General features: G+C 61.4%; 20 protein-coding genes and 1 tRNA gene. 9 read left to right on the top strand and 12 right to left on the bottom strand.

Annotated elements, in window-relative coordinates:
* Positions 1-16 precede the first annotated feature (16 nt).
* Entirely contained in the window at positions 17-910 is an 894-nt protein-coding gene (locus B5483_RS16530; RefSeq protein WP_054946919.1) for a prephenate dehydratase, read from the bottom strand.
* Between the two features lie 119 nt (positions 911-1029).
* On the opposite strand from B5483_RS16530, the gene B5483_RS16525 reads away from it, so the two are divergent.
* Positions 1030-1662 (top strand): c-type cytochrome, encoded by a 633-nt coding sequence (locus tag B5483_RS16525; protein ID WP_054946920.1) that lies wholly within the window; start codon positions 1030-1032, stop codon positions 1660-1662.
* Between the two features lie 273 nt (positions 1663-1935).
* Here B5483_RS16525 and B5483_RS16520 read toward each other — a convergent pair whose 3' ends face one another.
* On the bottom strand, positions 1936-2595 hold the full coding sequence (locus B5483_RS16520) for an RlmE family RNA methyltransferase (protein WP_054946921.1): 660 nt from the start codon (positions 2593-2595) through the stop codon (positions 1936-1938).
* A complete protein-coding gene (locus tag B5483_RS16515; protein ID WP_054946922.1) occupies positions 2592-3905 on the bottom strand; it encodes a Ppx/GppA phosphatase family protein in 1314 nt (437 codons plus the stop codon). Before B5483_RS16515 ends, B5483_RS16520 begins: the two co-directional genes overlap by 4 nt.
* A 273-nt stretch (positions 3906-4178) precedes the next feature.
* Between B5483_RS16515 and B5483_RS16510 the strand changes: the two genes are divergently transcribed.
* The gene (locus B5483_RS16510) at positions 4179-4982 is read left to right on the top strand and encodes a crotonase/enoyl-CoA hydratase family protein (RefSeq protein ID WP_079731213.1); all 804 of its coding nucleotides are present in this window, start codon (positions 4179-4181) and stop codon (positions 4980-4982) included.
* Positions 4983-5053: 71 nt separating this feature from the next.
* Positions 5054-5127: transfer RNA gene (locus B5483_RS16505), tRNA-Gln, on the top strand.
* 18 nt (positions 5128-5145) lie between these two features.
* Here the strand turns inward: B5483_RS16505 and B5483_RS16500 are convergent.
* From B5483_RS16500 to B5483_RS22930, 9 genes are all read right to left on the bottom strand, one after another.
* On the bottom strand, positions 5146-6213 hold the full coding sequence (locus B5483_RS16500; protein ID WP_079731212.1) for a tyrosine-type recombinase/integrase: 1068 nt from the start codon (positions 6211-6213) through the stop codon (positions 5146-5148).
* Entirely contained in the window at positions 6210-6422 is a 213-nt protein-coding gene (locus B5483_RS16495; RefSeq protein WP_079731211.1) for a hypothetical protein, read from the bottom strand. The genes B5483_RS16500 and B5483_RS16495 overlap by 4 nt, the downstream gene beginning before the upstream one ends.
* Before the next feature lie 105 nt (positions 6423-6527).
* On the bottom strand, positions 6528-6722 hold the full coding sequence (locus B5483_RS22935) for a hypothetical protein (protein ID WP_139384045.1): 195 nt from the start codon (positions 6720-6722) through the stop codon (positions 6528-6530).
* Between the two features lie 2 nt (positions 6723-6724).
* The gene (locus B5483_RS16490; protein WP_079731210.1) at positions 6725-6988 is read right to left on the bottom strand and encodes a DUF2312 domain-containing protein; all 264 of its coding nucleotides are present in this window, start codon (positions 6986-6988) and stop codon (positions 6725-6727) included.
* A gap of 20 nt (positions 6989-7008) precedes the next feature.
* Positions 7009-7242: a hypothetical protein gene (locus B5483_RS16485; RefSeq protein WP_079731209.1), complete on the bottom strand. Its 234-nt coding sequence runs from the start codon at positions 7240-7242 to the stop codon at positions 7009-7011.
* Positions 7239-7448: a hypothetical protein gene (locus tag B5483_RS16480; protein WP_079731208.1), complete on the bottom strand. Its 210-nt coding sequence runs from the start codon at positions 7446-7448 to the stop codon at positions 7239-7241. Before B5483_RS16480 ends, B5483_RS16485 begins: the two co-directional genes overlap by 4 nt.
* 110 nt (positions 7449-7558) lie before the next feature.
* A complete protein-coding gene (locus tag B5483_RS16475) occupies positions 7559-7867 on the bottom strand; it encodes an ogr/Delta-like zinc finger family protein (RefSeq protein ID WP_079731207.1) in 309 nt (102 codons plus the stop codon).
* Entirely contained in the window at positions 7867-8358 is a 492-nt protein-coding gene (locus tag B5483_RS16470) for a hypothetical protein (protein ID WP_245829323.1), read from the bottom strand. Before B5483_RS16470 ends, B5483_RS16475 begins: the two co-directional genes overlap by 1 nt.
* Complete coding sequence (locus tag B5483_RS22930) at positions 8355-8651, bottom strand: carph-isopro domain-containing protein (RefSeq protein WP_139384044.1); 297 nt, start codon at positions 8649-8651, stop codon at positions 8355-8357. The genes B5483_RS16470 and B5483_RS22930 overlap by 4 nt, the downstream gene beginning before the upstream one ends.
* Before the next feature lie 83 nt (positions 8652-8734).
* On the opposite strand from B5483_RS22930, the gene B5483_RS16465 reads away from it, so the two are divergent.
* The 6 genes from B5483_RS16465 (at position 8735) to B5483_RS16440 (ending at position 12882) form a co-directional block, all read left to right on the top strand.
* Complete coding sequence (locus B5483_RS16465) at positions 8735-9280, top strand: hypothetical protein (RefSeq protein WP_079731205.1); 546 nt, start codon at positions 8735-8737, stop codon at positions 9278-9280.
* A 304-nt stretch (positions 9281-9584) separates the two neighbouring features.
* A complete protein-coding gene (locus B5483_RS16460; RefSeq protein WP_079731204.1) occupies positions 9585-10064 on the top strand; it encodes an OB-fold protein in 480 nt (159 codons plus the stop codon).
* 244 nt (positions 10065-10308) lie between these two features.
* Positions 10309-10596 carry a hypothetical protein gene (locus B5483_RS22925; protein ID WP_139384043.1) on the top strand — a complete coding sequence of 96 codons (288 nt, stop codon included), beginning with the start codon at positions 10309-10311 and terminating at the stop codon, positions 10594-10596.
* Positions 10597-10929: 333 nt separating this feature from the next.
* Complete coding sequence (locus B5483_RS16450; RefSeq protein ID WP_079731202.1) at positions 10930-11316, top strand: hypothetical protein; 387 nt, start codon at positions 10930-10932, stop codon at positions 11314-11316.
* Complete coding sequence (locus tag B5483_RS16445; RefSeq protein ID WP_079731201.1) at positions 11304-11792, top strand: ImmA/IrrE family metallo-endopeptidase; 489 nt, start codon at positions 11304-11306, stop codon at positions 11790-11792. The genes B5483_RS16450 and B5483_RS16445 overlap by 13 nt, the downstream gene beginning before the upstream one ends.
* Positions 11793-11820: 28 nt before the next feature.
* Complete coding sequence (locus tag B5483_RS16440) at positions 11821-12882, top strand: beta family protein (RefSeq protein ID WP_176168086.1); 1062 nt, start codon at positions 11821-11823, stop codon at positions 12880-12882.
* Positions 12883-12958 lie beyond the last annotated feature (76 nt).

The raw sequence follows: 12958 nt of genomic DNA, 5'->3' as shown, positions 1-12958 counted from the left end.
CGCAACCGGCGCAGGATCAGCCGCGCGCGCGGGCCTGCCGGTAGCTGCCGAGCGGGCGCACGTACTTGCAGTGGAAGGCGAGTTCCTGCAGTGCCATGTCGACGCGCGGATCGCCCGGTACGCCTTCGATGTCCGCATAGAACGTGGTGGCGGCGAAGCTTGCCCCGATCTGGTAGCTTTCCAGCTTGGTCATGTTGACGCCGTTCGTGGCGAAGCCGCCCAGCGCCTTGTAGAGCGCGGCAGGAATGTTCTTCACCTCGAAGATGAAGGTCGTCATCGCCGTTTCGCCCTGGAGGTAGAACGGATCGAGCGGTTCCTTCGCCAGCACGACGAATCGCGTGGTGTTGTCCTCAGCGTCCTCGACGTTCTGCTCGATGATCTTGAGGCCATAGAGCTCGGCGGCCAGCTTGGGCGCCACGGCGCAAGCGGTCACATCGCCCTGCTCGCGCACGAAGGCGGCCGCACCGGCCGTATCGGCATAGGACATCGGCACGATCCCGCGCTCGCGCAGGTAATGCCGCGACTGCCCAAGCGCCTGCGGGTGGCTGTAGGCCGCCTTGAAGGGCCCGTCGCCCAGCGCCATCAGCGCATGATGGATCGGCATGAAGTACTCGCCGACGATAGAAAGCCCGCTTTCCGGCAGCAGGAAGTGGATATCCGCGACGCGCCCGTGCTGCGAATTCTCGATCGGGATGATCGCCCGCTCGGCCTTTCCTTCCTTCACCGCATCGAGCGCATCCTCGAAGGAAAAGCAGGGCAGCGGCAGGCAATCGGGGTCGAATTCGAGGGCGGCACGATGTCCGTTGCAGCCCGGTGCGCCCTGCAGGGCCATGGCGCGCGAAGGGTCCGAAGCCGCTGCGGCTTCCATCTCTGCCACGAGGGCGAGGGCGGGTTTGGGATAGGAATGCATGGTGCCTGCGCGATTAGGCTGCAACTGCGATATCCGCAATGGCTCTTGCACTAAGCAACGCCCGCCACTAGAGCGCAGCGCAACCGAATGGGCTAGATTCACCGGCGGGGCAACTTCGAATGGACGATCGTTTCAATACCATTGCAGGCTGGACGCTGTTCGCAGGCATCGTTGGGCTCGGCCTGACGACCATCAGCTCGCACTATTTCAAGGCTGACAAACCGCATCGTCCCGAGACGATGGGATACGCCATCGAGGGCGTGCAGGAAGAAGGCGAAGGCGGCGGCGAAGTGCCGATCGCAACGCTTCTGGCCAGTGCCGATGTCGCCAAGGGTGAAGCGACTTTCGCCAAGTGCGCTTCGTGCCACACGGTCAATGCCGGCGGTGCCAACGGCATCGGCCCGAACCTTCACGGCGTGGTAGGCGAAGCCATCGGCAAAGGCGTCGGCGGTTTCGCATTCTCCGATGCGCTCAAGAGCGTGGGCGGCGAGTGGGACTTCGACAAGCTCAACGACTGGCTGAAGAGCCCCAAGGCCTTCGCGCCGGGCACCAAGATGACCTTCGCGGGCCTTTCCAAGCCGGAAGACCGCGCGAACCTCATCGCCTATCTGAACACGCAGGGCTCGAACCTGCCGCTGCCCGCAGCCCCCGCCGCCGAGGCAGCTCCGGCCGCGGGTGACGCCGCTGCCGCTCCGGCAGAAGGCGCGGAAGCCGCTGCTCCCGCGGAAGGCGAAGCGGCAGCAGCCGAATAATCCCAAATTTGACGAATCCGGCATTGCCGGCAGGAAGCGGTCCGCAGGCGTCACCGAGTCGCCTTCGGGCCGTTTCCGTCTTTGGACTCCGGAAAATCAGCTAACGAACACGGCAGCGCCTAACCGGGCACGCCTCGCAGTGATTGCGGTGAGACTGCCCCTCATCCTCGCAACCGTCGCCCCCCGGACCTGATCCGGAGGCTCGCTGCCTTGCCGGGCTCCCGCAGAACGGCAGGGTATCCGCGGTCGCGGGGATGACGAGAGGGGGCCGCCTTAGCCCTTGAAGCCCTTGGCGATGACGTACCACTCGGACGAATCCTTGCGGCTTGCCGGCGGCTTGGCATGCTTGACGCTGGTGAAGTGGCGCTTGAGCAGGTTGAGCAACTCAGTATCGGTACCGCCTGCGAGGACCTTGGCGACGAAAGTGCCCCCGGGCGCCAGCGTCTGGATCGCGAAGTCGGCTGCCGTCTCGACCAGCCCCATCGTGCGCAGGTGATCGGTCTGCTTGTGACCGACAGTGTTGGCCGCCATGTCGGACAGGACCAGTTCCGGCGCGCCGTCCAGCGCACCTTCCAGCGCCGCCGGGGCCTCGTCGGCCATGAAGTCCATCTGGAAGATCGTCACGCCCTCGATCGGATCGGTGGGCAGGAGGTCGATGCCCACGACCTTGGCCTTGGGGCACTTGAGCCGCAGCACCTGGCTCCATCCGCCCGGCGCGATGCCGAGGTCGACCGCGCGGGTCACCCCCTTGAACAGGCCGAACTTCTCGTCGAGCTCGATCAGCTTGTAGGCCGCACGGCTGCGATAGCCGTCGGCCTTCGCCTTCTTGACGTACGGATCGTTGATCTGGCGCTGCAGCCAGCGTGCCGAACTCGTCGAGCGCTTCTTCGCCGTGCGCAGCTTTTCGCCCGGATCGCGTCCCGAACGGCTCATCGACCGGTTTCCACTTGCTGTACGTTTCCTTCACTTGCGGCAATGACCTGCCCCGCGTGGGGGCCGCCATGACCATTGGATGCAATCAGGCTGCGCAGGATGCCTTCGCGAATGCCGCGATCGGCGACGCCCAGGCGTGCCGCCGGCCAGAGATCGAGAATAGCCTCGAGAATGGCGCAGCCCGCAACGACGAGATCGGCACGCTCACGACCGATGCAGTTGAGCTCGCGGCGATCCTCGACGGCCATGGTCGAAAGGCGCGTGCTGATCTCGCGCATCGATTCGGCCGGGACGATCAGGCCATCGACCATTCGCCGGTCGTACTGCGGCAGTTGCAGGTGCACGCTCGCCAGCGTCGTCACGGTACCGCTGGTACCCAGCAGGCGCAGTTCTCCGCTACCCGCAACCGACTTGCGCGCGCCCGAGATGCGCTCGGAAAATCCGGCGAAGCTCTCGGCCACAAGGCCGTGCATATGCCGATAGCGGTTGAGCCGATCGGCCTCGCTCGTGCCTTCCGGGCCACAGCTCTCGCTCAGCGAGACAACGCCCCAGGGCACGCTCTGCCAGTCCAGAATGCGCGGCACGGTGCCGGTGCTCTCGATCAGGACAAGCTCGGTCGAGCCGCCGCCGATGTCAAAGATCATCGCCGGGCCCAGCCCCGATTCAAGCAGGACATGGCAGCCCAGCACCGCCAGCCGCGCTTCCTCGCGCGCGCTGATGATGTCGAGGGCGATGCCGGTCTCCTCACGCACCCGCTCGATGAATTCCGGCCCGTTCTCGGCACGGCGGCAGGCCTCTGTGGCGACCGAACGCGCGAGATAGACGTTGCGCCGCATGAGCTTGTCGGCACAGACGCGCAGGGCCGCCAGAGTCCGGTCCATCGCCTCGTCGGAGAGCCGGCCGGACTGGGCCAGCCCCTCACCGAGGCGAACGACGCGGCTGAAGGCATCGATCACGGTGAAGTTCTCGCCCGAAGGACGGGCGATCAGCAGGCGGCAGTTGTTCGTCCCCAGATCGATGGCGGCATAGGACTGGCGTCCGCCGCCCGGTCGGGGACCGGACGCACGCTGGAGATGAGGCTTTTGGGAAACCTGCCGCACCGTTTGCCGACGCAATGACGCCTGCTCGTTCTTGTCGTTCTCTTCGCGCGGCGCTGCGCCTGCCTCGGGCTGGCGTGCGCTCGGTGGGCGCACCTTCCCCTTGGCCGTGCCGGCGACTTTCGGGCGTGACTTGCCCTTACGTCCCTTTCGCCGCCTTCCCGGGCGACCCGACACTTTGACTTTCGCGGCCGGCGGATCTTGCTCCGCCATGGTATCAAATCTCGTTCATATCTTCCCGCCAAACCGGCGGGCACCTGACGCCAATGCTAACGTGCCGTAACCAAAGGGGCAAGAGAGCTTCCCCGAGGCAGTCGCCGCGAGCAAATCTGGGCCAGCCTCCGGCACGCTGACCGGCCTGTCCAGGGATGCTTCCGACAGGCGATGCGCTTCGAGAAGGGGTATCGCGCGCAGCACGCGCTTCTGCCAACATCGCGACCGGACGATGGGGCTCGGGTGCCGCATTCGACGAGCAGAGGATTGAACATGGGCGATTTCGTCAAGATCGAGAAGAAAGGACGCATTGCCGTCCTGACCTTGAACCGTCCCGACAGGCTCAATGCGATCGGCGAACTGGAGGACTGCGCAGATTTCGTCGCCGCGCTGGAGGACCTGGGATCCGACGAAAACATCAGCGTCGGCATCCTCACCGGCGCGGGCAAGGCCTTCTCGGCCGGTGGCAACCTGCAGGCAATGAAGGACCGCAAGGGCATCGGCCGGCTCGATTCGCCCACCGCCACGCGCGTCAATTACCGCCGCGGCGTGCAGCGCATTCCGCGCGCCTTCCAGGACTGCGAAGTCCCGATGATCGCCGCGGTCAACGGCTTCGCCATTGGCCTCGGCAACGACCTTGCGTGCTTTTGCGATATGCGCATTGCTTCGGAAAAGGCGCGATTTTCTGCCGGGTTCATCAAGATGGGCCTGATCCCGGGCGATGGCGGTGCATGGGCACTGCCCCGCGCGGTCGGCTTCGCCAATGCCGCCGAACTGCTTTTCACCGGCGAGACGCTCGATGCGCACAGCGCCAAGGCGATGGGCCTCGTTTCGCGCGTCGTCCCGCATGAATCCCTGATGGATGAGGCCATGGCGCTGGCCGGGAAGATCGCGGCAAACCCGGCCCGATCGCTGCGTCTGGCCAAGCGCCTGCTTACCGATGCACAGAACATGCGCCTCAACGAAGTACTGGAAATGTCCGCAGCGATGCAGGCGCTCGCCCATGAAACGGCCGACTACGAGGAAGCCATCGATGCTTTCCTCGAAAAGCGCCCGCCGCAGTTCACCGGCAAATAGGCCCGACCGAAAATTTCCTTGAATTGAGGTCTTGACCCTTCCGGACCTGCAAGCTAGAGGCGCCCCCTCGTTGCCCCGTCGTCTAATGGTAAGACTACGGATTCTGATTCCGTCTATCGAGGTTCGAATCCTCGCGGGGCATCCACTTTTCCTGACATTTTGGCTAATTCCCGGTGTTTTCGCTGGGGTCGGTGACTAACCTTTTGCGATGGTTAGCCATTACCTTCGTCATTGCGGCGTCGGCGCGGGCGGCTCGGACTGAGTCGCCGGCGTAGCGGAGGTATTCTCGTTCGGTCTTGTGACCGGTGATCGCCATGCCCTCTTCGTTGGAACAACCGGCCTCGCGGCAGCGGCGGGCGGCGGACTTTCTGAGGCCGTGGGGCGAGCAGTGCGGCAGGCCGGCTGCGATGCAGGCCTTCTTCATCATCTGGTAGAACGCCTTGGCCGAGTACGGTTCGCCCCGGCTGTTCTCCAAGATCGTCTCTCCGCCGAGGGGGCCTGCAGCGATGGCCCTGGCCAGCGGCTCTACGACGGGCACGTCGACGGCAGCGCTGGTCTTGCTTTGCGCCAGGCGGATGCGGCCGTCCTCTATCGTCCTGTGCGTCATCAGGCGCACGTCACCGCTGCGCTGTGCGCCGTAGAGCAGCAGGGCGAACGCCAGGCGCGGTTTGGTGCCCAAGGGGTGCTTGGCCTCGAAGGCCTCCAGCTCAACCTCGGTCCAGCGGTGATAGCCTTCGCTTTCGGCCTTCGGGGCCCGCGTGTCCTTCACCGGATCGAAGCCCGGCGGCACGAGCCGCGCGCGCCGGGCGACCATGAAGAGCTGGTTCAATAGCTTGCGCAGGCGCGCGGCGGCATGCGGCTTGTGGCGCATCGACACCATCAGCCGCGCGATTCGCTCGGCATCGAATTCCTGCATGGGATCATCGCCGAACGCCGAGCGAAACCGCTCAAGCACACCGCGATAGACGACCTGCGTCGTGCCCCTCAGATCGAGGAAGGCATTATCGGTGTAGTAGCGCGCGATGACGTCCGACACGCTGCCATGCTTGATCCGGCTTGCGCCGATCGGCAGCGGCTCCGCCTTGAGGCAGGCGGCATATTCCTGTTCGAATTCGCGAGTGCCGTAAGGCGCCTTGAAATAGTGCGCCGGGCAGCCCTTCTTGCGGAACCGCCACCGGCGCTTGCCATGGCGATCGCGGAACGAGGTCACGTAGGGATAGCGCTGCTTCATGATGCCCCGAACGCATCGAGGCGCGCGTCCAGACTGTCGGACGCGATGGCCGGGGCCGCTGCAGCAGGGTTGATCGTAATGGTGACCCCGCCATCGGGATCGAGGCGACTGCGGATCGTCACCCCTTCCTCGCTCGATATGCGGGCGAATCGGCGCAGGTCCGATTCCCGGATCAGGGACCGGCTTCTGGATGGTGCACTGCGGGTCATCTTCGCGGGGCTCCTCTTCGGAAGACGATGGCCCCTGCACGATGGGCGCTGCGCCTTCGGTAAGTCACCGCCCTGCATTTGTTCGGGCGGCTGACGGAATGGGGATCATCCCCGCCCTGCCCTGGCGCAGGCCAGAGCGTGGGCGACGATGAACGGAACGGCGATCAGCGCCGCCACCAGCACCAGCGCGCGGGTAGCAGCCCGGATCGCCGGGGCGGCCCGAGCTGCACGCTGTACGGGCACGCAAGTGCGGCAACGGCAGTCCATCGGGTGGACGGCAGGCTTCGGTGCGCGGCGCATGGTCAGTCGATCCCCAGCGCGGCACGGTAGGTGTCGAGGATCATGTCCATCTCGCGGCGATCGTCCGGCTTCATCTTCCGCAGGCGCACGATCTGACGCATCATCTTCACATCGTAGCCGACCGCCTTGGCCTCGTTGTAGACATCGCGGATATCCTCGCCGATGCCCTTCTTCTCTTCCTCGAGACGCTCGATCCGCTCCACCAGCAGCCGCAGGCGGTCGTCCACCGGTCGCCGCGATTCTTCGATTTGGACCGGGATGGTCATCTGTTCCTCACGGGCAGAAATCACAGGGCGATCCACTTCATGGCTTGGGCGAGTACGCAGCTAGCGCCGAACACCGCCGCGCCGAGCAGGCAGAGGGGAAAGAGGAAGCGATGGCGCGCCGTTCGCGCGGCAAGTTTCGCGGCCAACGCGGCACATTCCGAGTCGTGTTCCAGAAAGACGAGGCCCCTGCGGGCATCCCACATCAGGTCCACCTCGGTGCAGTCTTGCACCGGGAAGTGCTGCGGCGCGCTCACTGCAGATCCCCCCTGGGCAGGTCGATCGCGCAGGGCGGGCAGAAGATGTAGGCGTTGTCGTCGATGTACTCGATGGACCAGTCGGCGGGCGCTTCGGGCGTGGGCCGAAGCTCGGTCTGTTCGCAACAGGTGCAGGTGAACGAAAACGACTGTCGCACTGGCGGCACAGGAGCGCTGCGGCCAACTGCTTGCTTGGAATTCTGCATGGACAATCTCCCGTTACGGGGGTGGAAAAAGGCAAAGCGGGGGCGTTCCCGGCGATGGGGTGCGCCGGGTTGTTGTTTCGGATCTGGCAGTGGGTCAGGCGGCGATCAGGCTATCGGTCGTTCATCGATCCGGCCTGAGGTTCGGTGGGCGGCCCGTCGTCATTGGCAGCGCGGTCATTCGCCGCGGAGTGCCACTGGCTTTGGGGCAGCACGGCAATGGGACGGGGAAAGCGGCTTGGCCGGGTCGTGCGGATCGGTTCCATGCCGACCACGAACTGATGCCCGCAGGCATCCGGATTGCGGCAATGGTAGTAGATCTCCCGGTAAAGCGGCGTGTTCTTGCCCACCGAGCGGGCAAACGCCTTCCCGCCGCAGGCCGGGCAGGTGACGTGTGGAAGTTGCGCAGGGCGACCTGACATTACCGATGATTCCCCATGGTTTCGCGCGCGGCCCCATTGCCGGGCATGAACGATTTCAGCCGACCGAGCAGGCGCGGCAGCAGCGCGTCAGCCTCCTCGGTCTCTACGATGGCGCGCTGGATCACGGCGGGCGACGCGCCGGGCTGCGCGGCCATAATGCAAAAGCTGATCGCCTCACCGATCTCACGCGAGACGTTGGCGACGTCATCGGCCAGGGCAGCGCGGCAGGCGATCAGTTCCACCAGCGATACGTCCAGCTGGCGAATGTAGCTTTCCAGAATGGGAGCATAGCCGCCGCCAGCAGCCAGATAGGCGCGGTCCAGAGCCACAGCCTTGTCGAGCGCGGGCAGCCCCTTGTTCGTGCTGTCACTCCAGTGATCGAGCGTGCGCCCGGCGCGCCTCGTGACGCGTGACGCCTCCCTTTTCCCGATATACTCCAGCACACCCTTGATGGCCGCTGCGAACGTGAGGGGATCGCGGACCTTGGTCATCGACGCCGTCCCTTTCGTTGCAATCCAGCCTGCCGATTGCAAACGACGGCGAGCCGTTCGGAAGCTACAAGAACTGGAGCGGAGAGATCCGGGCGGCCAAGGGGGAAAACGACATGCTCTGCAGTGACAGGCAAGCCGAGTTTACGGCCGACCTCCAGCACCAGCGGCTGCTTCGACGCCGGGATGCGCCCTTCACGCTTCCAACCGTGAACGGTTGCCGGGCTTTCACCCAACGCTCGCGCCATGGGCCGGATTCCATCGAACAACTCGAACAGTGATTCACTCAGATTCATGTCGGTCTTGTTCCACTTTTCGGAACAATAATCAACTCAAAAATAGATTGAGACGGTGTTCGGGAAATTCGGACAATGCGCGCATGTCGAGTGTCACGATCAAACTGAGAGAGTTAAGAAAGTCAGCAGCCCCCCGCATCACAGTGCGGAGGATGGCGGAACTTTTGGATATGCCCCTAGGGACTTACGCTCGTTACGAAAGCGAAGGCGGGTACAAAAAGCCGTTTCTACCCATGGACTTCACTCGCAGAGTTGCTGCGGTTCTGTCCGATTATAAGGTTGATCCTGCGGAGGTCATGAAGCTGGCCGGCTTGACGGACGGCGAAGTTGAACCAGAAGCCCGAGAGATCGAAGCTCAAAAACCAACTCAATTTTGCGTCACTTTGCCAGTTATTCTGCCTAGTGAAGCTGCCCTGCGCGATATGTTCCGCAGTCTGCTGGTGATGGTTCCAGATGGGGCGTCAAAGGACGAAGTCGCTGAAATTCTAGCTCGACGGCTTCCATCTGGGCTCGCAGCGATCGGACCTGTTCTGCTCGATCCAGTCGCGGCTGTATCGATTGCTGGCGAAGCAGATCCTCAAGTTCTCGCCAAAGCTCATCCCGAAGCCGAACAAGGGTCGCGCACCTGACTCGGCACTGCAAGCAACCAAACTCGCACCCAGGCGTCAGACGGATGACATCGCGACCCACAACTCACTTCCTCTTTGTTCCTTGTTTGTTCTCATCTGCCTGAAGCGGATCGTGTAGGAAAGGGGCAAGTGAAATGATTTTGGTTTCCCCGGCAAAAGGGCCTTGGGAGACCTGGTTCGGATTAAAACCTTGTCACATTGAACGCACAACAGCGGCATCCAGCGCCGCACAGAAAAATCAATGTGGACAGCCGTTTATACCGCACATAGCGACCACTCGGAAATTTCGCACAGGGGAAATTGAATGAGTGAAGGCACCCCCGCAAAGGGGAAAGGTAAGGGCTTGGGCAAAGGCTGCCTCATCGTGGTAGGCGCCATTGTCGGCCTCGGAATTCTTGGCGCTATCCTGAGCCCGGATGACAAGTCAGGATCCTCGACCGCATCAGCCGACAACGTTGCTGCGGCGGACACGCCGGCACTTGAGGTCACTGCGAAAGAACTTGCCGAGGCGTACGAGGCCAACGAAGCCGCTGCGCAGCTGAAGTACGGCAAAAGGGTCCTGAACGTGAGCGCGACCATCGCCAACATCCAGCTGGACTTCGCGGACAAGCCCTTCCTTGTTCTGGAAGGCACGAACCAGTTCATGGGCCCCCAGGCCAAGCTTGATCAGGAAAGCCAGGCCAAGGCCGCTTCGCTCTCCAAGGGTCAGCAGGTATCGCTTACTTGCCAGAGCGTAAGTGAAACCGTCGGCACCGCCATGCTGGACGATTGCCGCATCAATTAATGTCGTGCTTGCGTCTACGACAGACGCATAGGTTTGTGGGCCCTCGGTGAAGCCAAAGAGTTGGAACTCGATTTAAGGCAAGACCGGAGGGCCCGCGGCCGGACAACCGGCCGTTCGCAAGAGTGGTAAATTCTGGGAACACTCGCATGCGTCACGTATGTGACGGAAGCCCGGTTTGGTCGGTTCGTCACTCGCAAGGTGCGATGTCCACGATGAGAATAACAGAGGCTGTTACAAGGGACACATGAGCAACATCAATCTTTCGGATTTGTCTGCGATCTTTGGCGTCATTTCGGCAGTACTTTGGTTCTACTCAGCTCTGAGTGTGTCTCGCGAAACAGAACTGAAGCGACGTACAAAGCGAGCCCTCCGTAAAGGTGTCGAACCAGACCTTGGGGGGATCCAAATTCTTGACGATAACCATCGCTATGATCTGATTGCGACTCTGCGTCATCAATCACGATGGAGCAAATGGGGCGCAGCATTCGCGGCATTTGCACTGATCGCCCAGGCAGCAGACAAATACGTATAGATAAGACCGATTTCGGTTTGCCCCCATCAAAACGGCGTGCCGGGCAAAGCGCGCATTAGGATAGCGCTCGCAGAAATCCTGACCATTATCGACCAGATCACGCCTTGGAGCGAGAAGCTTGCTCAAGAACCGGAGCAACAAGCCGATACGTCGGCGCTCCTATCCGAGCGATTGTCATCGCAAAGTCTCGATGGTGCCCTGCGGGAATTGGACGGATACGTTGGCAGCCTGACCCGAAATGGATAAACGCCAACATATCGACAAAGCCGCTGTCGTATCTTATCGAGAGATATGCGGTGGTTAAAGCGAACTGTTTTGGCGGCAAATGTCCTCATGTTTGGACTGCTGCTATTGCTGCTCGACCTTCAGGGTGCGTCGATCATTCGGCCTGGCGATTGGGAATACAAGGACCTGATCGCGATTCTCCTCACCGTCGTTTCACTAATAGTGACCTTTATTGGATTCATCGTCGCCGTCGCAGCTATCTGGGGCTTCCAGACCCTTCGCAGCATAGCAGAACAGATTTCAGTTGAGACCTCGAAGAGTGGAAGCGACAGCTATTTCAAATCGGAGAATTTTACCCAGCGAGTGGACGCCGCCATCACTGCAGCAATGGAAACCCGCGCCCGGGATGCGGTGCAAGATGCCTTGGGCGCGTCGATCGTGAAATCCGACGCAGCCCCGGAACATCAAGTGCGAGATGAAGAATGGCGCGACTGAGCATTCCCCAACTGCCCCCCTATGCAGCCGAAGCGATCGCTCGTCATCAAGTGGAAGCACCGGTTAAACTAGGGGCCATCGCAAATGATCTCGGCGTCAAGGTGGTTATCAGTGATCTGCCGCTTGCTGTGTCGGGAATGCTTGTCTTGGATAAGGATGATCGCCAGACTTGGACTATCAAAGTCAATCGGCACGAGCACCGTAATCGACAGCGTTTTACTATTGCCCATGAAATCGCGCATTACGTTCTCCACAGGGATGTCATTGGCAATGAATTGGTCGATGATACATTTTATCGGAGCGGTCTCTCCGAAAGGCGAGAATTTGAGGCGAATGCCTTGGCAGCCGAAATCTTAATGCCGTGGCATCTGATTACCCAGCTTATGCGCGACGGCGAAAGGGATGTTAATAAACTTGCAGAAGCGTTGCAGGTTTCTCCAGCGGCCATGAATATTCGCTTGGGCGTGCTCACCTAAGACCGCAATACCTTGGAGAGAGTGCCTTTTGTTTACTGCAAAATATTTTCCGAGCCTGACTATTCGACAAAGCGAGGCCGAAGCGCTTAGCAGGCTGGCGGAGCCGATAAAGGACTCGATCTTCCCAATCGTTCGCGTCCAAGCGTGGCCCCATCCAAAAAAAGGGGAAGGCAGTCCGATTCAAAGGTCGACCGATCATATGGCGCAGGCCTATGGAGAGCGCCAGATAGGAATGGACCTCGCCCTGCCGGCCCCACCGTCTGACAAGATTTACAAAAGGCAGGATCGTGCTGACTGGGCCGCATTGGGTCGCTCAGAAGTCACTGCACTTCACGACCCCGCGAATGGATACCAGGCTTGGTGTCAGTTCATTCGAAGTGACGAGCGTCGCATCCCGGTAGTGCAATGGGCTGACGACCCCAATCTATTAAGAGCCCAAGTACAGCAGCTCGCTGCGCTGAATAGAGGGCTAATCTTTCGATTTCGTCGATCTCGAGGTTGGAACCTCACGCAAGCTGCAGAGCTTGCCGGTCTATCTTTCGGCCAGAATCATCTGCTGATGGTCTACGACTACGAGCAGATTGGCTTACGTGACGATCTCACCTCCATTGGCGTTATGGCTCAAAGTGCAATCCTCTCCTCCAACTCACATTTTTCGGGGGGATCACGTACTCATGTTTTCAAGGCTTCGAGTTTCCCAAGCGAATTCACTTCGACGGGCGAAGAGTATGCTTGTCTGACGATTCGCGAACGGCAACTCTACGATATGCTAAAGTCCAGCCCGCCTATCGTAGCGGCCGGAATTGATCTGCAATACGGCGATCATGCTGCAATCTTCGCCTCCGACAGGGACCCTGCCTTTCGCGGCGTCCCTCGTGTCGATTACCCGACACCTGGAGAATGGATATATCATCGTCGACGCGAAGGTTTTTACAACGCCGCAGTCCGGGTCCGCCAGGACATAAAGTGGGACGATTCGAACTTGTGCTGGGGCGCGCAGCGGATCCGAGAAGCCGCCGAAGGCAAAATGGAAGTAAGCGCGCATTTCGTAGCACGTTGCTTCCGGAGGCAGTGCGGCCATCATAGTTGACGCTGGACGAGACAGGCCACCGCAACGACGTCGGCGGGTCAGTCGTGTCTTTCGAAGTTGAATGGCAGCAGGTCGT

It is taken from the genome of Novosphingobium mathurense, from assembly GCF_900168325.1.
Taxonomy (GTDB): Bacteria; Pseudomonadota; Alphaproteobacteria; order Sphingomonadales; family Sphingomonadaceae; genus Novosphingobium; species Novosphingobium mathurense.
Note: the sequence above shows the minus strand (reverse complement) of the source record. Positions and strands in the feature narration are given on the sequence as shown.

What these genes read in the sequence shown, in the direction of transcription:
- B5483_RS22930 (WP_139384044.1), bottom strand. Translation starts at nt 8,651, where the DNA reads ATGAATCTGAGTGAATCACTGTTCGAGTTGTTCGATGGAATCCGGCCC.
- B5483_RS16475 (WP_079731207.1), bottom strand. Translation starts at nt 7,867, where the DNA reads ATGTCAGGTCGCCCTGCGCAACTTCCACACGTCACCTGCCCGGCCTGC.
- B5483_RS16465 (WP_079731205.1), top strand. Translation starts at nt 8,735, where the DNA reads ATGTCGAGTGTCACGATCAAACTGAGAGAGTTAAGAAAGTCAGCAGCC.
- B5483_RS22935 (WP_139384045.1), bottom strand. Translation starts at nt 6,722, where the DNA reads ATGCGCCGCGCACCGAAGCCTGCCGTCCACCCGATGGACTGCCGTTGC.
- B5483_RS16470 (WP_245829323.1), bottom strand. Translation starts at nt 8,358, where the DNA reads ATGACCAAGGTCCGCGATCCCCTCACGTTCGCAGCGGCCATCAAGGGT.
- B5483_RS16520 (WP_054946921.1), bottom strand. Translation starts at nt 2,595, where the DNA reads ATGAGCCGTTCGGGACGCGATCCGGGCGAAAAGCTGCGCACGGCGAAG.
- B5483_RS16490 (WP_079731210.1), bottom strand. Translation starts at nt 6,988, where the DNA reads ATGACCATCCCGGTCCAAATCGAAGAATCGCGGCGACCGGTGGACGAC.
- B5483_RS16480 (WP_079731208.1), bottom strand. Translation starts at nt 7,448, where the DNA reads ATGCAGAATTCCAAGCAAGCAGTTGGCCGCAGCGCTCCTGTGCCGCCA.
- B5483_RS16510 (WP_079731213.1), top strand. Translation starts at nt 4,179, where the DNA reads ATGGGCGATTTCGTCAAGATCGAGAAGAAAGGACGCATTGCCGTCCTG.
- B5483_RS16525 (WP_054946920.1), top strand. Translation starts at nt 1,030, where the DNA reads ATGGACGATCGTTTCAATACCATTGCAGGCTGGACGCTGTTCGCAGGC.
- B5483_RS16500 (WP_079731212.1), bottom strand. Translation starts at nt 6,213, where the DNA reads ATGAAGCAGCGCTATCCCTACGTGACCTCGTTCCGCGATCGCCATGGC.
- B5483_RS16495 (WP_079731211.1), bottom strand. Translation starts at nt 6,422, where the DNA reads ATGACCCGCAGTGCACCATCCAGAAGCCGGTCCCTGATCCGGGAATCG.
- B5483_RS16450 (WP_079731202.1), top strand. Translation starts at nt 10,930, where the DNA reads ATGTTTGGACTGCTGCTATTGCTGCTCGACCTTCAGGGTGCGTCGATC.
- B5483_RS16460 (WP_079731204.1), top strand. Translation starts at nt 9,585, where the DNA reads ATGAGTGAAGGCACCCCCGCAAAGGGGAAAGGTAAGGGCTTGGGCAAA.
- B5483_RS16530 (WP_054946919.1), bottom strand. Translation starts at nt 910, where the DNA reads ATGCATTCCTATCCCAAACCCGCCCTCGCCCTCGTGGCAGAGATGGAA.
- B5483_RS16445 (WP_079731201.1), top strand. Translation starts at nt 11,304, where the DNA reads ATGGCGCGACTGAGCATTCCCCAACTGCCCCCCTATGCAGCCGAAGCG.
- B5483_RS22925 (WP_139384043.1), top strand. Translation starts at nt 10,309, where the DNA reads ATGAGCAACATCAATCTTTCGGATTTGTCTGCGATCTTTGGCGTCATT.
- B5483_RS16515 (WP_054946922.1), bottom strand. Translation starts at nt 3,905, where the DNA reads ATGGCGGAGCAAGATCCGCCGGCCGCGAAAGTCAAAGTGTCGGGTCGC.